Origin of the sequence: Streptomyces venezuelae (assembly GCF_008642335.1) — a bacterium.
In the GTDB taxonomy this organism is placed as follows: Bacteria; Actinomycetota; Actinomycetes; order Streptomycetales; family Streptomycetaceae; genus Streptomyces; species Streptomyces venezuelae_F.
Genome location: NZ_CP029191.1, coordinates 4,202,563 through 4,221,081, shown reverse-complemented (window position 1 = coordinate 4,221,081; position 18,519 = coordinate 4,202,563). Strand labels below are relative to the sequence as shown.

Here is an 18,519-nt window from a genome sequence, read left to right as displayed (position 1 = left end):
TTCTGCCGTTCGCCATCTGCGGACAGCCGTGCCCGATCGCGCAGTTCCCCGCGCCCCTTGGAGGGCGCTGCGCGCCCGTCAGGGGCGCGGGGAACTGCGCGAGCAACCACGATCCTGCCGCAGGCGGCGAACCACCTGCTCCGGCAGACGGGATGCCGACTACAGCGACTTACCCGCAGGGGAGCCCGACGCGGGGCCCACGATCAACCCATCCTCGAAACGGTCCACGCGGACCACATCGCCGTCCTTCACCTCGCCCGCGAGGATCTCCTTGGCGAGCTGATCGCCGATGGAGGTCTGGATGAGCCGCCGCAACGGCCGCGCCCCGTACGCCGGATCGTTGCCCTCGTCCGCGAGCCAGGCCAGCGCCTCGGGCGTGACGTCCAGCGTGAGCCGCCGGTCGGCGAGCCGCTTCGCGAGCCGGTTGATCTGCAGCTCGGCGATGTGCGCCAGCTCGTCCTTGGTGAGCGCGGAGAAGACGACGAGGTCGTCGAGCCGGTTGAGGAACTCCGGCTTGAAGGAGGCCCGCACCACCTCCAGGACCTGTTGCTTCTTCTCCTCCTCGGAGGTGAGCGGCTCGACCAGGTACTGACTGCCGAGGTTGGACGTGAGGACCAGGATCGTGTTGCGGAAGTCGACCGTCCGCCCCTGCCCGTCCGTGAGCCGCCCGTCGTCGAGGACCTGGAGCAGGACGTCGAAGACCTCCGGGTGCGCCTTCTCGACCTCGTCGAGAAGGACGACGCTGTACGGGCGCCGCCGCACCGCCTCGGTGAGCTGGCCGCCCTCCTCGTACCCGACGTACCCGGGAGGCGCGCCGACGAGCCGGGCGACGCTGTGCTTCTCGCCGTACTCGCTCATGTCGATGCGGACCATGGCCCGCTCGTCGTCGAAGAGGAAGTCCGCGAGCGCCTTGGCCAGCTCCGTCTTGCCGACGCCGGTCGGGCCGAGGAAGAGGAAGGAGCCGGTGGGCCGGTCGGGGTCGGCGATCCCGGCGCGCGTGCGCCGCACCGCGTCGGAGACGGCACGTACCGCCTCGCCCTGCCCGATGAGCCGCTTGCCGAGCTCGTCCTCCATGCGCAGCAGCTTCTGCGTCTCGCCTTCGAGGAGCCGCCCGGCGGGAATCCCGGTCCAGGCGCCCACCACGTCGGCGATGTCGTCGGGCCCGACCTCCTCCTTGACCATGGTGTCCTTGGCCTGGGCCGCGGCCTCCTCCTCGGCCTCGGAGGCGGCTTCCAGGTCGCGTTCGAGGGTGGGGATCTCGCCGTAGAGGAGCTTGCTCGCCGTGTCGAAGTCGCCGTCGCGCTGGGCGCGCTCGGCCTGGCCGCGCAGCTCGTCGAGCTTCTCCTTCAGCTCACCGACACGGTTGAGGGACTGCTTCTCCTTCTCCCAGCGTGCGGTGAGCCCGCGCAGCTCCTCCTCCTTGTCGGCGAGATCGCGCCGCAGCTTGTCGAGCCGCTGCTTGCTCGCCGGGTCCGTCTCCTTGCTGAGCGCCAGCTCCTCCATCTTCAGGCGGTCGACGGCGCGCTGGAGCTCGTCGATCTCGACGGGCGAGGAGTCGATCTCCATGCGCAGCCGGGACGCGGCCTCGTCGACGAGGTCGATGGCCTTGTCGGGCAGGAAGCGCGAGGTGATGTACCGGTCGGAGAGCGTCGCGGCGGCGACGAGCGCGCTGTCGGCGATCTGGACCTTGTGGTGCGCCTCGTACCGCCCCTTGAGTCCGCGGAGGATCGCGATGGAGTCCTCGACGCTCGGCTCGGCGACGAGGACCTGCTGGAAGCGGCGCTCCAGGGCCGGGTCCTTCTCGATCCGCTCGCGGTACTCGTCGAGGGTGGTCGCGCCGACCATCCGCAGCTCGCCGCGGGCGAGCATGGGCTTGAGCATGTTGCCCGCGTCCATGGCGGAGTCACCGCCCGCGCCCGCGCCGACGACGGTGTGCAGCTCGTCGATGAAGGTGATGATCTGCCCGTCGCTCTCCTTGATCTCGGAGAGGACGGTCTTGAGGCGCTCCTCGAACTCGCCGCGGTACTTCGCGCCGGCGACCATGGCGCCCAGGTCGAGGGAGACGAGCCGCTTGTTCTTCAGCGACTCGGGGACGTCCCCCTTCACGATGCGCTGGGCGAGCCCCTCGACGACGGCGGTCTTGCCGACGCCGGGCTCGCCGATGAGCACGGGATTGTTCTTGGTCCGCCGCGAAAGCACCTGCACGACGCGCCGGATCTCCTGGTCCCGCCCGATGACCGGGTCGAGCCTGCCCTCGCGGGCCGCGGCGGTGAAATCGGTGCCGAACTTCTCCAGGGCCTTGTACTGGCCCTCGGGGTCGGGTGTCGTCACCCGGCGCCCTCCCCTGGTCTTCTCGAATGCGTCCAGCAGCTTCCTGCTGCCGGCTCCGTGCTCGGTGAGTACGTCACCCGCCCTGCCGCCCTTGGCGGCGATGCCGATGAGCAGGTGCTCGGTGGAGAGGTAGTCGTCCCCGAGCTCCTTGGCGCGCTGCCCGGCGTCCGCGACGACGGCCAGCAGGTCGCGGTCGGGCTGCGGCGGCGCGACGGTGGACCCCGTCACGCTGGGCAGCGCGGCGAGAGCCCGCTCGGTGTCCGCGCGGACGGCGGCCTGGTCGGCGTCGACCGCGGCGAGCAGGTCGACGATGTTCTCGTTGTCCTGGCCCTCCAGCAGCGCCAGCAGCAGATGCGCGGGGGTCAGGTCGGGGTGACCGTCCTTGACCGCACGGCTGGTGGCCGCGTTGATCGCGTCCCGGCTCCTGTTGGTCAGCTCAGCGTCCACGCGTGTCTCTCCTCCTTACGGGTCCACGGGGTCCGGGCCCCCTGCGAGGCCTGACTTACCCAACGTACACAAAGTTGAGTCTATTCCACTCAAGGAGCCCCGAGAAGTCCGGCCGGGCCCGAACAGCTAAGTTCCGACCCATGGCACCCACGGCACCCACGCCCCCTCCGAGCCGGCGCATCGACCTCTCCGCCCCTCCCGAGCCCTACCTCAGCTTCTGGCGGGAACGGCGCGTCTGCACCCTGACGACCCTGCGCCCGGACGGCACGCCGCACGTGGTGCCAGTCGGCGTGACGTACGACCCGGAGGCGCGGGTCGCCCGCGTCCTCGCCCGCAAGACGAGCCGCAAGGTCGCGCACGTGCTGGCGGCGGCGGGCACGGAGGGCCCCGGGGCGCGGGTGGCGGTCTGCCAGTTCGAGGGCAGGCGCTGGGCGACGCTGGAGGGACTCGCGGAGATCCGTACGGAACCGGCGGAGATAGCGGAAGCGGAACGCCGCTACGAGGAACGCTACGGGCGGCGCCCGTCCCCGAACCCGGACCGGGTCCTGATCGAGATCAGCCTGACGAAGGCACTGGGCAAGGTCTGAGTACCCCGGACCGGCCCGGCGACACACCACAGCGGCGCCACCGTGTTCAGGTCCACGGTGGCGCCGCTGCTGGGGGAAGTACCTGCGCGATTTACAACGACGGGGGAATCGCGTCAGGCACTGCGGGGGGTGGCTGTGATGTTGTCCGGGACGCTCACGGCGTCCGGGTCCTGCTGGCCCTGCTGCCCGACCATCTGGTGGTCGCGCCGGTCGAGATTGACGAAAACCATCCCGTACCGAATGGCGCACCGCACGGGCTGCGGCGCACCGCGCGGCCGCCGCAGGCACCGGTAGGCCCGGATCTCCTCCTCGTCGTCGCGGGTGACGACGATCGGCTCACCGAGCAGGGTCACCATCAACGAGTCGCCGCGGTGGGGGATCGCGGTCACAAGGTCGATGAAGTGCCAACCGGATCGATAGGCGGTGGCCATTTCACGGCGGAAAGTACGGTCGTCGGGAGGGGTGCTCATGCCGCGCCTCCCTTGGGAACGGACGACCAAATGACATCGCCTTTACCGCCGGACGCCCATACGACGTCCCCCTTGGCGGAAGAGCTCCAGATGACATCCTGGGTCGTCACACCCGACTCCGACGCGTGCGTTGCAGCGGCATCGGCGTCCGAGAGCGCATCGAGACCACTGAACGCGCTGGCAGCCAACCCAACGGAGAAGGCACAGACAAGTACCGAGCGAAGCATTCCCTTGCGCATAGCGGGCTTCGTCCTCACTTCCATAGCGACTCTCCCCCGGCCTTCAAAGACGATGGCTCATTCAGCCATGCGAACACCACAGGACCGATGCATCATGTTCCTGCACGTTCAGGACCCTGGGGGGTGGAGCTATGACAACAAACAGCCCAATTAGGGCACATCCACACGCCATGGCCGAACTATGTGATGCGGGAAAGCGGCTCTACGCCACGGCGCTGCGGACCGGACGCATCCGGCGGGCGGAAGCGGAAGCCGCTCCCTGCCTGATGGAGTTCGCTCTCCTGGACCCCGATCCCGACGACGCCGAGTGGCTCCGCCCCGTTCCGCCGACGTCCGCCCTCGCACAGCGGCTTCGGCCCATCGAGCGGGAGATCCAGGAGCGAAGGACCCTCGCGAACGAACTGTCCGACGCTTTCGAGCCATTTATGGCCATCAGCGCCCAGGACCGGCCCGCCGTGCATTCGATCACCGTCCTGGAGGGCGGGAGTCGCATCAACGCGGCCATACAAGTCGCGATAGCCGAGTGCCAGTCCGAGGTCATCACGGTGCAGCCCGGCGGGGGCCGCAGCGAGGAGATCGTCACCGAAGCCGTGAAGCAGAGCCAGCGCATCCTCGACCGCGGGATCCGGATGCGGACGCTCTACCAGCACACCGCGCGGCACAGTCAGGCCACCATCGCCTATGCCGAGCACATGCGGCAAGGGAAAGTCGAGGTGCGCACTCTCGAGGAGCTCATCGAGCGGTTGATGATCTTCGACAGAACCGTGGCCTTCATCCCGGCCCGCGAAGACCGCCAGGCAGCCCTCGAACTCCGCCACCCGGGGCTCGTCCAGTACCTGGTCAACGTCTTCGAGCAACTCTGGCAGCGAGCGGCCCCCTTGCTCGAGGAGGCGCCGTACGCCCCCTCGACCGACGGCATCACCGGAGTCCAACGCTCCATAGCCAAACTCCTCGTGGAGGGCCACGTCGACGAGGCGATAGCCCGGCGCCTCGGCATGAACGTCCGTACCTGCCGCGCCCACATCGCCAAGATCGCCGCCGCCCTCGGCAGCGGCAGCCGCGCCCAGCTCGGCTACCTGATCGCGCAGTCGGGAATCCTCGACCAGGACCATCCGAAGTGACCCCCGAACCCCACTCCCACGGCCCGGACGAGCTGTGCGAGGCGGGTTCGGAGTTGTACGCGCGCGCCCTGCGGGAGAGTCACGTACCGCGGGAGGACGCCGAACCCGCGCCGTGCCTGGTCCGGTTCGGGCTGCTGCGCCCGGACCCGGAGCACCCGGACCGGCTCCGTCCCGTCCCGCCCGCCGTCGCCCTGCCCCGGCTCCGCGAAGCCCTCCAGGAACGCATCACCCACGAGGTGCACCGTCAGGTGCGCCTCGCCGAACAGTTCGCACCACTGATGACGCTCGCCCGCGGCGAGCGCGCACCGGTCACGGACCCTTCCGTCACCGTCCTGAACGGATTCCCCCGCATCCGGGCGGCCATCGCCGAAGCGCTGGACTCCTCCAGCCAGGAGTCGCTCGTCATCCAGCCGGGCGGAGTCCGGCTCCCCGAAGCGCTGGCCCAGTCGCACGCGCTCGCGCAAGGCCTCCTCTCCCGGGGTGGCCGGATGCGGACGCTGTACCAGCACACGAGCCGGCACTCGCTGCCCGTCCTCGCCTACTACGAACGGCTGCGGGGGGACACCGAGGTCCGCACCCTGGACGAGGTGACCGAGCGGCTCTTCGTCTTCGACCGGACCGTCGCGTTCATCCCGGCGAACAAGGACCGCAGCAAGGCACTCGAACTCCGGCACCCCGCCGTCGTCGACTACCTCGTCGCCATCTTCGAACGCCTCTGGCGCCTGGGCACCCCCATGTTCCCGCAGACCGCGCAGCTGCCCTCGGACAACGGCATCACCACCCGCCAGCACGCCATCGCGAGCCTCCTCGTCGAAGGCCTCACGGACACCGAGGTCGCCGACCGGCTCGGCATGAACGTACGCACCGCACGCGTCCACATCGCCAAACTCGCCGCCACCCTCGGCAGCAACAGCCGCGCCCAACTCGGCTACCTCATCGGGCGGTCCGACATGCTGAAGCGGGCCGGCGGCGCATAGACTCACCGGCCCTTCAACCAACCCGCAGGGAGCGCAACGTGCCCGTGGAGCACATACCGCACGGAGTGGAGAACCTCTGCGAGCCCGGAGCCGCGGTCTACGCCCGCGCTCTGCGCGACGGCGGGATCCGTGCCGTCGACGCCGAAGCGGCGCCCTGCCTCATCGACTTCGGGCTGCTCCACCCAGGCCCGGACGACATGCGGTGGCTGCACCCGACCGCGCCCGCCGTGGCCCTGCCCCGGCTCCTGCGCACCATCGAGAACCGGGTGGCCCAGCACCGTCGCCGCGAGGAGAGGCTCACCGCGGTCTTCGAGTCCTTCCTCGGGCCCGACGGCGTCTCCTCGTCCGACGGGGAGACCCCCGCCATCAGCGTCCTCCAAGGCCTCCCCCGGATCGAGGGAGCCATCGAACAGGCCATCACCGCGGCCCATGACGAGGTGCTCGTCATTCAGCCGGGCGGGGTCCGCCCGCCCGAGACGCAGGCGCGGATCGCCGCCCGCGAGCAGGAGATCCTGTCCCGCGGCGCCCGGCTGCGGACGCTGCGCGTGCACACGGCCCGCGAGTGCCTGCCCGAGCTCGCCCACTACGAGGGACTGGACGGCGACATCGAGGCCCGCACCCTCGACGAGGTCACCGAGAGCCTCTTCGTCTTCGACCGGACCGTCGCGTTCATCCCGGCCAGCAAGGACGACGGCATCGCCCTCGAACTGCGCCACCCCGCCCTCGTCGAATACTTCGCCACCACCTTCTGGCGCCTGTGGCGCCTGGCCACCCCCATGTGGCCGCAGGCCGCGCCGGCACCGGTCGACAACGGCATCACCGACCGGCAGCAGACCATCGCGGGACTCCTCGTCGAAGGCCTCACCGACGCCGAGATAGCCGACCGGCTCGGCATGAACATCCGCACCGCACGCGTCCACATCGCCAAACTCGCCGCCACCCTCGGCAGCAACAGCCGCGCCCAACTCGGCTACCTCATCGGCCAGTCCGGAATCCTCGACCAGGACCGGTGACGCCCCCGTCCAGAAGCAGTCACTCCACCCGCGGGATCCGGCCCGGCCACTCTCGGCCTGCATAGAATCGCGACGCTTCAACCAGGCAGGAGGGGGCTCGCATGGCCACGAAGCACTTATCGCACACCGTCGAAGAACTCTGTGAGGCGGGGCTGTCCGTCTACGCCCGTGCCCTGCGCGAAGGCCGGATCCACAACAGCGCCGCCGAACCCGCCCCCTGCCTCGTCGACCTGGGCCTCCTCCAGCCGGGCCGCGACGACCTGCAATGGCTGCACCCCACCGCCTCCGCCCTCGCACTGCCCCGCCTGCTCCGGTCCGTCGAGCACCGCGCCAGGACGCCCCGCCGCCGTGAGCTGCGGCTCAGCGCCGCCTTCGAGCCGTTCGCCTCCCTCGACCTGCGCATCGGCTCCGGCTCCGGCACCCCGTCCATCACCGTCCTGGACGGCCTGGCCCGCATCAACTCCGCGATCGACCGCGCCATGAACGAGGCCACCGAGGAGTTCCTCGCCGTCCAGCCCGGCGGCACCCGGCCGCCCGAGACGCTGGCCGAAGTCTTCCCCCGGGACCAGGCGATCCTGACCCGCGGATGCCGTATGCGGACCCTTTACCAGCACACAACGCGCCATTCTCTGCCCGTGCTCGCTTACTACGAACAGCTCGACGGCGACACCGAGGCCCGCACTCTCGACGAGGTCACCGAGCGCCTCTTCGTCTTCGACCGGACCGTGGCGTTCATCCCCGCCAGCAAGGACCGAAGCGTCGCCCTCGAACTGCGCCACCCGGCCCTCGTCGAATACTTCGCCACCACCTTCTGGCGCCTGTGGCGCCTGGCCACCCCCATGTGGCCGCAAGCCGCGCCGCAGCCATCGGAGGGCGGCATCACCACCCGGCAGCGGGCCATCGCAGGACTGCTCGTCGAGGGGCTCACGGACGCCGAGATAGCCGACCGGCTCGGCATGAACATCCGCACCGCCCGCGTCCACATCGCCAAACTCGCCGCCACCCTCGGCAGCAACAGCCGCGCCCAGCTCGGCTACCTCATCGGCCGGTCAGGAATCCTCGAACGCCCCTGACCGCCCCGCCCACTCCCGCAACAACGCCTCCCTCTCCCCCGCCCGAGGCGACCCGCCCTCGCGGCGGCGGCCCCAGTCCGACATCGCGGTCAGGGTGGTGAGGAGGGAACCCGCGCCCTCCGTGAGGCGGGACAGGAGGGTTCGGGAGAGGTCGTACTCCGTCCGGGAGTAGCCGACCGCCGCGGCCGTGTACGCCGTCAGCCGCGTCTCCGTGCCCGTCGCGTCCGTGACGCGGACCGTCATCGTCGGGGCCTCGTCGCCGCCGCCGAGGCCCACCGTCAGCACCATGTCGACGGCCGCGCCCACGTGCCGCTTCAGGGTCTTCACCGGGACGTCGTCGATCGTCAGCGCGTGCACGTCCTCCCAGGGCCACATGCCGGTCTGCCTGTCGCCGAGGGCCAGTACGCCCTCCGTGGTCAGGCGGACGCCCGGGGCGAGCCCGGCCGGCTTCGCGCCCACGTACACGTCGCCCTCGGCGATCCAGAACAACCCCACCATGGCCATGAACGGCTCCACTCCCCGTAGCCCGAAACAGCGATACAGGGCCGGGAGGTTCTCACCTCCCGGCCCTGTATCAGCGTACGAAACCAGCGTACGGAACCTACTGGTCCGTCGGTCTCTTCGGGCGCCACACCACCAGCGCGCTCGCCTGCTGCACGTCCTGGTAGGGGACGAGGTCGCGGCGGTACGAGGCGTGCACCGCCGCTTCGCGCTGCTGCATGGCCGCCGCGGCGCCGTCCACGGCCGCGGAGAGCTCCGCGACGCGCGACTGCAGCGCCGCGACCTGGTTCTCCAGCTCGATGATGCGCTTGATGCCGGCGAGGTTGATGCCCTCTTCCTGCGACAGCTGCTGCACGGTGCGCAGCAGTTCGATGTCGCGGGCGGAGTAGCGTCGGCCGCGGCCCGCGGTGCGGTCCGGGGAGACCAGGCCGAGACGGTCGTACTGCCGCAGGGTCTGCGGATGGAGACCGCTCAGCTGGGCCGCCACCGAGATGACGTACACCGGCGTTTCATCGGTCAGCTGGTAGGGATTACGACGACGGCCGACCCTGTCCATGGGGTCACGCTCCCTTCGCGGCCTGGAACAGTTCTGCCCGCGGGTCGTCGCCCGCAGTCGCCTCGCGGTAGGACTCCAGGGCGTCCTTCGCCGACTCCGACAGGGAGGTCGGAACCGCCACCTCCACCGTCACGAGCAGGTCGCCCCGGGTGCCGTCCTTGCGGACCGCGCCCTTGCCCCGGGCCCGCATGGTACGGCCGTTCGGCGTCCCCGCGGGCAGTTTCAGGGTGACGGGCGGGCCGCCCAGCGTGGGCACCTTCACCTCGCCGCCGAGCGTCGCCTCCGGATAGGTCACCGGGACGGTGACCGTGAGGTTGTCGCCCTTGCGGCCGAACACCGGGTGGGTGTCGACGTGCACGACCACGTAGAGGTCGCCGGCCGGGCCGCCGCGCTCGCCCGGCGCGCCCTTGCCGCGCAGCCGGATGCGCTGCCCGTCCGAGACGCCGGGCGGGATCCGCACCTGCATCGTCCGGGACGACTTGGCGCGGCCGCTGCCGCCGCACACCTCGCAGGGGTTCTGGGCGATGAGCCCGCGCCCCTTGCAGTCCATGCACGGGTCGGTGAGGGAGAACCCTCCGCCGCCGCCCCGCGAGACCTGACCGGTGCCGACGCAGGTCGGGCACACGCGCGGTGTGCCGTTCTTGTCGCCGGTGCCCGAGCACGCCTTGCAGGGCGCCTGGGAGGACATGCGGAGCGGCACCGTCGCGCCGTCCACCGCCTCCGTGAAGTTCAGCGTGACCTCGGACTCGATGTCCTGGCCGCGCCTCGGCTGCGTACGCGTGCCGGCTCCGGCACCCGCGCCGCCGCGGTTGAACAGGCCCCCGAAGACGTCACCGAGGCCGCCCCCGAAGCCGCCGCCGGCCGCTCCACCGCCACCCGGGGCGCCGCCTCCGAAGAGGTCGCCCAGGTCGAAGTTGAACGAACCGCCGCCGCCTCCGGGGCCCTGCCGGAATCCGCCGTTGCCGAAGAGAGCACGCGCTTCGTCGTACTCCTTGCGCTTCTTGGGGTCGCCGAGGACGTCGTTCGCCTCGGAGATCTCCTTGAAGCGCTCCTCCGCCTTGGTGTTGCCGGTGTTGGCGTCCGGGTGGTTCTCGCGTGCGAGCTTCCGGTACGCCTTCTTGATCTCGGCTTCGGTGGCGTCCTTGGGGACGCCGAGGACCTTGTAGTAGTCCTTCTCGATGAAGTCCTTGGTGCTCATCCCCGACGTCCCTCCTCACTCATGTCGTGACCGTCAGCCCTCGTCCGGGCCACCGGTCTCCTTCTCGTCCGCCTTCTCCGCGGCGGAGCCCGCAGAGCCTTCGGGCTCCTCGCCCTTGACGGTCTGCGCGCCCGGCTGGGGCTCGGCGACGGCCACCCGCGCGGGGCGGATGGTGCGCTCGCCGATGCGATACCCGGGCTGCAGGATCGCGACGCAGGTCGTCTCGGTGACGTCCGGTGCGTAGCTGTGCATCAGCGCTTCGTGGATCGTCGGGTCGAAGGGCTCGCCCTCCTTGCCGAACTGCTGAAGGCCCAGCTTGGCGACGACCGTCTCCAGCGACTCGGCGACCGACTTGAAGCCACCGACCAGCTCGCCGTGCTCACGGGCGCGGCCGATGTCGTCCAGGGTGGGCAGGAGCTCGGAGAGGAGGTTCGCCGAGGCGATCTCCTTCACCGTCACCTTGTCCCGCTCCACACGACGGCGGTAGTTCTGGTACTCGGCCTGCAGCCGCTGGAGGTCCGCGGTGCGCTCGTTGAGCGCGGTGCGCACCTGGTCCAGCTGCGCGGTCAGGCCGACGTCCTGGGCGTCCTGTGCGGACGTCTTGTTCGCTGCTGCGTCCCCGGCCGGGGCCGCCGGGCTCTCCTCGGTGGAGGGCTCGGCGGCCTTCGGCGCCGCGTCATCAGGGGTGGCGCCGGAGGGGACGTCAGGCTTCTCGGCGTTCTCGCCGAAGCCCGGGGTCTCCTCGGTCATCAGGCGGCGCCACCCTTCGCGTCACCGGGCTTCTCGTCGTCGACGATCTCGGCGTCGACGACCCCGTCGTCCTCCTTGGCCTGGTCGGCACCCGGGGCGGCGCCCTCGGGACCGCCCGCGGCCTGCGCGCCCTGGGCGTCGGCGTACATGGCCTGGCCCAGCTTCTGCGAGACGGCGGCGACCTTCTCGGTGGCGGTGCGGATCTCGGCCGTGTCCTCGCCCTTGAGCTTCTCCTTCAGCTCGTTGACGGCTTCCTCGACCTCGGTCTTCACGTCACCGGGGACCTTTTCCTCGTTGTCCTTGAGGAACTTCTCGGTCTGGTAGACGAGCTGCTCGCCCTGGTTGCGGGACTCGGCGGCCTCGCGGCGGGCGTGGTCCTCGTCCGCGTACTTCTCGGCCTCTTCGCGCATCCGGTTGACCTCGTCCTTCGGCAGCGAGGAGCCACCGGTGACGGTCATCTTCTGCTCCTTGCCCGTGCCCAGGTCCTTCGCGGTCACGTGCATGATGCCGTTGGCGTCGATGTCGAAGGAGACCTCGATCTGCGGGACGCCGCGGGGCGCCGGCGGCAGACCGGTCAGCTCGAACATGCCGAGCTTCTTGTTGTACGCCGCGATCTCGCGCTCGCCCTGGTAGACCTGGATCTGGACCGACGGCTGGTTGTCCTCGGCCGTCGTGAAGATCTCGGAGCGCTTCGTCGGAATCGTGGTGTTCCGCTCGATGAGCTTCGTCATGATGCCGCCCTTGGTCTCGATGCCGAGGGACAGCGGGGTCACGTCGAGGAGCAGGACGTCCTTGACCTCACCCTTGAGGACACCGGCCTGGAGCGAGGCGCCGATGGCGACGACCTCGTCCGGGTTCACACCCTTGTTGGCGTCCTTGCCGCCGGTGAGCTCCTTGACGAGCTCGGCGACGGCGGGCATGCGGGTGGAGCCACCGACGAGAACGACGTGGTCGATCTCGGAGAGCTGGATGCCCGCGTCCTTGATGACGTTGTGGAACGGCGTCTTGCAGCGCTCCAGGAGGTCGGACGTGAGCTGCTGGAACTGGGCGCGCGTGAGCTTCTCGTCCAGGTGCAGCGGGCCCTCGGCGGACGCCGTGATGTAGGGCAGGTTGATCGTGGTCTCCGTGGAGGAGGACAGCTCGATCTTGGCCTTCTCGGCCGCCTCGCGCAGGCGCTGGAGCGCCATCTTGTCCTTGGAGAGGTCCACGCCGTGGCCGTTGTTGAACTGCTTGACCAGGTAGTCGACGACGCGCTGGTCCCAGTCGTCACCACCGAGGTGGTTGTCGCCGTTCGTGGCCTTCACCTCGACGACGCCGTCGCCGATCTCGAGGAGCGAGACGTCGAAGGTGCCGCCACCGAGGTCGAAGACCAGAATGGTCTGGTCGTCCTTGTCCAGGCCGTAGGCAAGAGCGGCGGCGGTGGGCTCGTTGACGATGCGCAGGACGTTCAGACCCGCGATCTCACCGGCCTCCTTGGTGGCCTGGCGCTCGGAGTCGTTGAAGTACGCCGGGACGGTGATGACCGCGTCGGCCACCTTCTCGCCCAGGTACGACTCCGCGTCGCGCTTCAGCTTCTGCAGGATGAACGCCGAGATCTGCTGGGGGTTGAATCCCTTGTCATCGATGTCCACCTTCCAGTCGGTGCCCATGTGGCGCTTGACCGACCGGATGGTCCTGTCGACGTTCGTGACCGCCTGGCGCTTGGCGACCTCGCCGACGAGCACCTCGCCGTTCTTCGCGAAGGCGACGACGGACGGCGTGGTCCTGGCGCCCTCGGCGTTGGTGATGACGGTGGGCTCGCCGCCTTCGAGAACGCTGACGACGGAGTTAGTCGTGCCCAGGTCGATGCCGACCGCACGTGCCATTTCGGTTCCTCCAGATGTACTTCTTGAGTGGATCTGGCTCAAGCATGCATGAGCGCTGCGCTGGCGTCAACAGATGTGAGTCTGGGCCACTCAAGTCTTATCCGGCACTTAGGCGCAAGTAGGAGCCCCTCCCGGGGTGGGTTTCTCGACTGCGGGCGCGTCGTGGCTGGTCGCGCAGTTCCCCGCGCCCCTAAAAGCCACGGCTTCCCCGGCACCTGCGGAAGCACCCCCGTACGCGCGAAGGGTTGCCTGAGCGACGCAGATCACCGCCTTGCTGGCTACAGTGCGGCGGAGTAAGTGGGTAGTCTCAGACGGACTGCATAAGTTACCGCTTAGTAATAGTTCGCCTCGCAGGCCCGAGGAGCCCCCAAATGCAACTCGCCGCGATCATCGTGTCGCTGGTCCTAATCGCGGTCGGCGTCGCGCTGTTCGGCCGTGCCATCGTGCAGATCTACCAGTTCGTGCGACTCGGCCAGCCCGTGCCCGCCGGACTCAGGACCGACAACCCCTTCCAGCGCACCGTCACCGTGGTCAAGGAGTTCCTCGGCCACACGCGCATGAACAAGTGGGGCATCGTCGGCTTCGCGCACTGGTTCGTGGCGGTGGGCTTCTTCTCGCTGCTGCTGACGATCGTCAACGCCATCGGCCAGCTGTTCAAGGCCGACTGGATGCTGCCGATCATCGGCGACTGGGCGCCGTACAACATGTTCGTCGAGTTCATCGGCACGATGACCGTGCTCGGCATCCTCACGCTGATCGTCATCCGGCAGCTGAACCGCCCCGACCGGCCGGGGCGCAAGTCCCGCTTCGCGGGTTCCAAGACGGGCCAGGCGTACTTCGTCGAGACCGTCATCCTCATCGTCGGCGTCTGCATCTTCACGCTGCACGCCCTTGAGGGTGCCCAGCACCACGTGGACAGCTACGAGGCGTCGTTCTTCATCTCGTACCCGTTCGTCTCCTGGTTCGCGGGGATGGACCTCTCCACCCTCCAGAACCTCACGTACTTCTTCGCCGGCCTGAAGATCGCGACCTCCTTCATCTGGATGATCGTGGTCGGCCTGAACACCAACATGGGTGTGGCCTGGCACCGCTTCCTCGCCTTCCCGAACATCTGGTTCAAGCGCGAGGCCGACGGCGGTACGGCACTCGGCGAGCTGCAGCCCATGACGTCCGGCGGCAAGCCGATCGACTGGGAGGACCCGGGCGAGGACGACGTCTTCGGCGTCTCCCAGGTCGAGCAGTTCAGCTGGAAGGGCATCCTCGACTTCTCCACCTGCACCGAGTGCGGCCGCTGCCAGTCGCAGTGCCCCGCCTGGAACACGGGCAAGCCGCTCTCCCCGAAGCTCCTCATCATGTCGCTGCGCGACCACGCGCACGCCAAGGCGCCGTACCTGCTCGCGGGCGGCGGCAAGACCATGGAGGGCGAGGAGAAGGCGACCGAGGAGCAGCTCAAGGACGTGCCCGCCGCCGCCCTCGCGGAGGCCGAGCGCCCGCTCATCGGCACGCACGAGGAGAACGGCGTCATCGACCCCGACGTCCTGTGGTCCTGCACCACGTGCGGCGCCTGCGTCGAGCAGTGCCCGGTCGACATCGAGCACATCGACCACATCGTCGACATGCGCCGCTACCAGGTGATGATCGAGTCGGCCTTCCCCTCCGAGGCGGGCACGATGCTCAAGAACCTGGAGAAGAAGGGCAACCCCTGGGGCCTCGCCAAGAAGCAGCGCCTGGAGTGGACGAAGGAAGTCGACTTCGAGGTGCCGGTCGTCGGCAAGGACATCGAGGACCTCACCGAGGTCGAGTACCTGTACTGGGTCGGCTGCGCCGGCGCCCTGGAGGACCGCGCCAAGAAGACGACGAAGGCGTTCGCCGAGCTGCTCCACATCGCGGGCGTGAAGTTCGCGATCATGGGCGGCGACGAGAAGTGCACGGGTGACTCCGCGCGCCGTCTCGGCAACGAGCCGCTGTTCCAGCAGCTGGGCCAGGAGAACGTCGCCACGCTGAACATGGCGTTCGGCGAGGATGACGAGGACGAGTCGACGAAGAAGCCGAAGACGGCGAAGAAGATCGTCGCGACCTGCCCGCACTGCCTCAACACGCTCGGCAACGAGTACCCGCAGCTTGGCGGCGACTACGAAGTCATCCACCACACGCAGCTGCTCCAGCACCTCATCGACGAGGGCAAGCTGATCCCGGTGACGCCGGTCGAGGGCCTCATCACCTACCACGACCCGTGCTACCTGGGCCGCCACAACAAGATCTACACGCCCCCGCGCGAGATCATCGGCAAGGTCCCCGGCCTCCGCAACGAGGAGATGCACCGCCACAAGGAGCGCGGCTTCTGCTGTGGCGCGGGCGGTGCGCGCATGTGGATGGAGGAGCGGATCGGCAAGCGGATCAACACGGAGCGGGTGGACGAGGCGCTGTCCCTCAACCCCGACATCGTGTCCACCGCGTGCCCGTTCTGCCTGGTCATGCTGACCGACTCCGTCAACGGCAAGAAGAACGACGGCCAGGCGAAGGAGTCCCTCCAGGTCGTGGACGTCGCGCAGCTCCTGCTCGACTCGGTCAAGACGCCGGCGGATCCGGCGGACGAGGCGGAGTCGGCGGATGAGCCGGAACCGGAGCCGGTGAAGTAGCGGCTGGTCCACTGACGTGGCCCGACCCCGTTCCCTCCTCGCGGAGGGGGCGGGGTCCTCGTCTTTCAGGCGGCAGCCACGACCCCCGTCAGCTCACACCACACGAGCTTCCCTCGCCCCTCGTCCCGCTCCCGCGCGCACCAACCCCACCCGTCGGCGCATTCCCGTACGATCGCGAGCCCTCTGCCCGCCGTCTCGTCCCACCCGGTGGCCTTTTTGGCCGGGGACGGAGGCGTGGGGTCCGTGTCCCACACCCCGATGCGGAGCACCGCCCCTGCCCACTGCATGCGCAGGGCGGCGGGGCCCTTGGTGTGCTGCACGGCGTTGGCGATCAGCTCGGTGGCGACGAGCTCGGCGGCTTCTGCCAGGTGGGGCAGGCCGTATGCCTTCAGGATGAGGCGGAGGGTGTGGCGGCTCACGGGGACGGCGAGGGGGTCGTTGGGGATGGTGAGGGTGTAGGTCCAGGTCTCGGTTTCCGGCATCGGTGAACTCCGTTGTGCGGTACGGATGTTGTCCTGCCGCGGCGGTCACCTGGCGGTGGCTGTGGCGCGACCGCCATGGCATGGCGGTGCGGTGCGCTTCCGTTGGTCCGGGACCTCAGCGTGTGCGACGCGTCACTGACGGTAGGGCTAAAATATTCGCCCCCGCAAGTCGCTCGCGTAACCTGACACCCGAATGGGGTGCATCAACCCCACGTCCTGACACGGTCGTTGGCGGAGGTAGCAGTCGCGTGCCAGCAAGGATTCAGCCAACCGCCCGGCAGCGGCGCCTCGGAGCCGAGCTGCGCAAGCTCCGAGAGAGCGCCGGGCTCTCGTCCGGTGAGGCCGCGGGACTGCTCGGGGTCAAGCAGGCCCAGATGAGCCAGTTCGAGGCGGGCAACGCGGGGATCAACGAGGAGCGGGTACGCCGACTCGCGGCGCACTACGCCTGCGCGGACGCCGAGTTGATTGCCTGCCTTGCGGACATGGCCACCGACACCACGCGCGGGTGGTGGGAATCTTTCCGAGGCGTGCTGCCCCCGGCGTTCCTGGACCTGGCCGAGCTGGAACATCACGCACACTTCATGCACGTCATCGGTACCGCGCAGGTTCCTGGCCTGCTCCAGACCGCTGATTACGCTCGTGCGGTCTTCGCGTTCTGGCGCCCCGAGCTCCCGGCCAGCGAGCTGGCCCCACGAGTGGAACACCGACTGCGCCGTGCGGCAGTACTCAATCGAGAAGAGCCGGCGCCGTACATCGCCGTGCTGCACGAAAGCGTGCTGCAGACCCGCGTCGCCGACCGTGGTGTCAGCCGTACGCAACTCAGGGAAATCCTCCGCAAGTCAGAGATGCCCAACGTCACGGTGCGCGTGGTGCCGTTCGACGTCGACGGCTTCGCGGGGGCGGGAACCACGCTGTTCTACGCAGGCGGGCCGGTAGCCGCTCTGGACACCGTTCAGCGGGACGCACCATACGGCTCTTCCTTCATCGATGCCGATGCCCAGCTCCTGGCCATGCGAACGCTCTTCCGTAAGGTAGAGGCGATGGCACTTGAACCCGGCCCCTCGCAGGACCTGATTCACCGCTTGCTGAAGGAGCTTTGAGCTGTGCCCGATTGGCAGAAGTCCACGTTCTCCGGGGGCGGTGACGGCAACGAGTGCATCGAGGTCGCCCGAGACAAGAGCGACCTACTCCTCCGCGAGAGTGACGCCCCCGATGACATACTCGCCCTCACCCCCGAAGCCCTCTCGGCCCTGATATCGCACGCTACGCACTCGGACGCGACCCGCAAAGCGGTCTGAGCCGTGCCACCGTGGCAGAAGTCCTCTTTCTCCGCCCCCGGCGACGGCAACGAGTGCATCGAACTGGCCAAGGTTGAGCACGGGTTGCTGCTCCGCGAAAGCGACACCCCGGACCGCAGGCTCGCCCTCACCTCCGACACCCTCGGCGCTCTCCTGCGCCAGATACAGAAGCCGTGACTCATGACCCAGTGGCAGAAGTCCTCCTTCTCCGGTCCGGCTGACGGCAGTCAGTGCGTCGAACTCGCCCGCGACGAGTTCCATCTGCTCCTCCGTGAGAGCGACTTCCCCGACCACGCACTCACCCTCTACCCGCCAAGCCCTCGGCGCCCTCCTCAGGAGGCTGTCGACTGCGGCCCGCGCCGGATGGTGACCGGGGCCGCCCGGTGTGATCCGGAGTGTGGCGCCTCCGGGCCAGCAGTAAAGGGCGCTCCCTTCGGTCGCGTCGGCTACGCCGATTCCGCTCCGCTCCACCCTTGACTCCCGCCCCTCCACCGCGACTCGACCCTTGACCCGGACGGCCAGGGGTGGGGCCGGCGGATCCGGGCGGGTGGGCCATCACCATTCATCGCCGGGTGCGGCCCGGCCCATCGTGGCCGACGGCCAGGGTGGCGTGGCCGCCCACCGCGCGGCCAAGCCGCCCGGGCCATCCCCTCGCGCTGCCGGGTGCGACCCGGCCCAACGCGAGTCGCCCCCACGGTTCGGGGCGGGTCAGCCGCTCTCGCTTCCGCGTGCGGACCGGCTCATCGTGGGCGGGAGCGATGGCCGATGTGCTGTTCCTGGTCGAGGGTCCTCTCCGGCACCTACTTTGCGAAAGTTGCGAATCGATCGGCCGCGCGCCCCCTTCGGCAGACCCAATGCGCCCCCGGCGAGCGAGTCGGGCCGCCCCCTCCGGCACCTACTTCGGGAAAGTTGCGAATGCGTCCGCCGCACGCCCCCTCGGCGGACCGGGTGCGCCCCCCTGGTATGCCCGTT

The 18,519-nt window shown here is 69.3% G+C and carries 18 protein-coding genes; 10 read left to right on the top strand and 8 right to left on the bottom strand.

The genetic code is table 11. The annotated features are described in order from the left end of the window. Window positions 1-159: 159 nt before the first annotated feature. Window positions 160-2,778, bottom strand: a complete 2,619-nt coding sequence (clpB, locus tag DEJ49_RS19035) for an ATP-dependent chaperone ClpB (RefSeq protein WP_150185232.1) — start codon at window positions 2,776-2,778, stop codon at window positions 160-162. 140 nt (window positions 2,779-2,918) lie between these two features. Between clpB and DEJ49_RS19030 the strand changes: the two genes are divergently transcribed. Next, window positions 2,919-3,365, top strand: a complete 447-nt coding sequence (locus DEJ49_RS19030) for a pyridoxamine 5'-phosphate oxidase family protein (protein WP_150185231.1) — start codon at window positions 2,919-2,921, stop codon at window positions 3,363-3,365. Window positions 3,366-3,478: 113 nt separating this feature from the next. Here DEJ49_RS19030 and DEJ49_RS19025 read toward each other — a convergent pair whose 3' ends face one another. Then, a complete protein-coding gene (locus tag DEJ49_RS19025) occupies window positions 3,479-3,835 on the bottom strand; it encodes a hypothetical protein (protein ID WP_150170179.1) in 357 nt (118 codons plus the stop codon). A gap of 370 nt (window positions 3,836-4,205) precedes the next feature. Here DEJ49_RS19025 and DEJ49_RS19020 point away from each other — a divergent pair, with 370 nt between their 5' ends. From DEJ49_RS19020 to DEJ49_RS19005, 4 genes are all read left to right on the top strand, one after another. Next, entirely contained in the window at window positions 4,206-5,195 is a 990-nt protein-coding gene (locus DEJ49_RS19020; protein WP_150185230.1) for a helix-turn-helix transcriptional regulator, read from the top strand. Continuing rightward, window positions 5,192-6,172, top strand: a complete 981-nt coding sequence (locus DEJ49_RS19015) for a helix-turn-helix transcriptional regulator (protein ID WP_150185229.1) — start codon at window positions 5,192-5,194, stop codon at window positions 6,170-6,172. Before DEJ49_RS19020 ends, DEJ49_RS19015 begins: the two co-directional genes overlap by 4 nt. 38 nt (window positions 6,173-6,210) lie before the next feature. Next, window positions 6,211-7,185: a helix-turn-helix transcriptional regulator gene (locus tag DEJ49_RS19010; RefSeq protein WP_150185228.1), complete on the top strand. Its 975-nt coding sequence runs from the start codon at window positions 6,211-6,213 to the stop codon at window positions 7,183-7,185. A 101-nt stretch (window positions 7,186-7,286) separates the two neighbouring features. Further along, window positions 7,287-8,258: a helix-turn-helix transcriptional regulator gene (locus DEJ49_RS19005; RefSeq protein ID WP_150185227.1), complete on the top strand. Its 972-nt coding sequence runs from the start codon at window positions 7,287-7,289 to the stop codon at window positions 8,256-8,258. Here the strand turns inward: DEJ49_RS19005 and DEJ49_RS19000 are convergent. The 5 genes from DEJ49_RS19000 to dnaK form a co-directional block, all read right to left on the bottom strand. After that, window positions 8,235-8,762: a hypothetical protein gene (locus tag DEJ49_RS19000; RefSeq protein WP_150185226.1), complete on the bottom strand. Its 528-nt coding sequence runs from the start codon at window positions 8,760-8,762 to the stop codon at window positions 8,235-8,237. The genes DEJ49_RS19005 and DEJ49_RS19000 overlap by 24 nt on opposite strands. Before the next feature lie 97 nt (window positions 8,763-8,859). Then, window positions 8,860-9,315 (bottom strand): heat shock protein transcriptional repressor HspR, encoded by a 456-nt coding sequence (locus tag DEJ49_RS18995; protein ID WP_150185225.1) that lies wholly within the window; start codon window positions 9,313-9,315, stop codon window positions 8,860-8,862. A gap of 4 nt (window positions 9,316-9,319) precedes the next feature. Next, window positions 9,320-10,513 carry a molecular chaperone DnaJ gene (gene dnaJ / locus DEJ49_RS18990; protein ID WP_150185224.1) on the bottom strand — a complete coding sequence of 398 codons (1,194 nt, stop codon included), beginning with the start codon at window positions 10,511-10,513 and terminating at the stop codon, window positions 9,320-9,322. 33 nt (window positions 10,514-10,546) lie between these two features. After that, the gene (gene grpE / locus DEJ49_RS18985; RefSeq protein ID WP_150185223.1) at window positions 10,547-11,263 is read right to left on the bottom strand and encodes a nucleotide exchange factor GrpE; all 717 of its coding nucleotides are present in this window, start codon (window positions 11,261-11,263) and stop codon (window positions 10,547-10,549) included. Next, entirely contained in the window at window positions 11,263-13,128 is a 1,866-nt protein-coding gene (dnaK, locus tag DEJ49_RS18980) for a molecular chaperone DnaK (protein ID WP_150170157.1), read from the bottom strand. Before dnaK ends, grpE begins: the two co-directional genes overlap by 1 nt. 371 nt (window positions 13,129-13,499) lie before the next feature. On the opposite strand from dnaK, the gene DEJ49_RS18975 reads away from it, so the two are divergent. Beyond that, window positions 13,500-15,767 carry a (Fe-S)-binding protein gene (locus DEJ49_RS18975; protein WP_150185222.1) on the top strand — a complete coding sequence of 756 codons (2,268 nt, stop codon included), beginning with the start codon at window positions 13,500-13,502 and terminating at the stop codon, window positions 15,765-15,767. A gap of 65 nt (window positions 15,768-15,832) precedes the next feature. Here the strand turns inward: DEJ49_RS18975 and DEJ49_RS18970 are convergent, their stop codons facing one another. Continuing rightward, window positions 15,833-16,249 carry an ATP-binding protein gene (locus tag DEJ49_RS18970; RefSeq protein ID WP_150185221.1) on the bottom strand — a complete coding sequence of 139 codons (417 nt, stop codon included), beginning with the start codon at window positions 16,247-16,249 and terminating at the stop codon, window positions 15,833-15,835. A gap of 248 nt (window positions 16,250-16,497) precedes the next feature. On the opposite strand from DEJ49_RS18970, the gene DEJ49_RS18965 reads away from it, so the two are divergent. The 4 genes from DEJ49_RS18965 to DEJ49_RS18950 are packed head-to-tail and all read left to right on the top strand — an operon-like array spanning window position 16,498 to window position 18,024. Then, the gene (locus tag DEJ49_RS18965) at window positions 16,498-17,349 is read left to right on the top strand and encodes a helix-turn-helix domain-containing protein (RefSeq protein WP_150185220.1); all 852 of its coding nucleotides are present in this window, start codon (window positions 16,498-16,500) and stop codon (window positions 17,347-17,349) included. Window positions 17,350-17,352: 3 nt separating this feature from the next. After that, window positions 17,353-17,547, top strand: a complete 195-nt coding sequence (locus DEJ49_RS18960; protein WP_150185219.1) for a DUF397 domain-containing protein — start codon at window positions 17,353-17,355, stop codon at window positions 17,545-17,547. 3 nt (window positions 17,548-17,550) lie between these two features. Continuing rightward, window positions 17,551-17,724: a DUF397 domain-containing protein gene (locus DEJ49_RS18955; RefSeq protein WP_150185218.1), complete on the top strand. Its 174-nt coding sequence runs from the start codon at window positions 17,551-17,553 to the stop codon at window positions 17,722-17,724. A 3-nt stretch (window positions 17,725-17,727) separates the two neighbouring features. Next, window positions 17,728-18,024, top strand: coding sequence for a DUF397 domain-containing protein (locus DEJ49_RS18950; protein WP_150185217.1), 297 nt, complete (start codon window positions 17,728-17,730; stop codon window positions 18,022-18,024). The last annotated feature ends 495 nt before the right edge of the window (window positions 18,025-18,519 follow it).

Bases quoted from the DNA above. Each gene is read 5' to 3' on its own strand.
- dnaK (WP_150170157.1), bottom strand. From the start codon at position 13,128: ATGGCACGTGCGGTCGGCATCGACCTGGGCACGACTAACTCCGTCGTC.
- DEJ49_RS18970 (WP_150185221.1), bottom strand. From the start codon at position 16,249: ATGCCGGAAACCGAGACCTGGACCTACACCCTCACCATCCCCAACGAC.
- DEJ49_RS19030 (WP_150185231.1), top strand. From the start codon at position 2,919: ATGGCACCCACGGCACCCACGCCCCCTCCGAGCCGGCGCATCGACCTC.
- grpE (WP_150185223.1), bottom strand. From the start codon at position 11,263: ATGACCGAGGAGACCCCGGGCTTCGGCGAGAACGCCGAGAAGCCTGAC.
- DEJ49_RS19020 (WP_150185230.1), top strand. From the start codon at position 4,206: ATGACAACAAACAGCCCAATTAGGGCACATCCACACGCCATGGCCGAA.
- DEJ49_RS19005 (WP_150185227.1), top strand. From the start codon at position 7,287: ATGGCCACGAAGCACTTATCGCACACCGTCGAAGAACTCTGTGAGGCG.
- DEJ49_RS19025 (WP_150170179.1), bottom strand. From the start codon at position 3,835: ATGAGCACCCCTCCCGACGACCGTACTTTCCGCCGTGAAATGGCCACC.
- DEJ49_RS18950 (WP_150185217.1), top strand. From the start codon at position 17,728: ATGACCCAGTGGCAGAAGTCCTCCTTCTCCGGTCCGGCTGACGGCAGT.
- dnaJ (WP_150185224.1), bottom strand. From the start codon at position 10,513: ATGAGCACCAAGGACTTCATCGAGAAGGACTACTACAAGGTCCTCGGC.
- DEJ49_RS18995 (WP_150185225.1), bottom strand. From the start codon at position 9,315: ATGGACAGGGTCGGCCGTCGTCGTAATCCCTACCAGCTGACCGATGAA.
- DEJ49_RS18975 (WP_150185222.1), top strand. From the start codon at position 13,500: ATGCAACTCGCCGCGATCATCGTGTCGCTGGTCCTAATCGCGGTCGGC.
- DEJ49_RS19000 (WP_150185226.1), bottom strand. From the start codon at position 8,762: ATGGCCATGGTGGGGTTGTTCTGGATCGCCGAGGGCGACGTGTACGTG.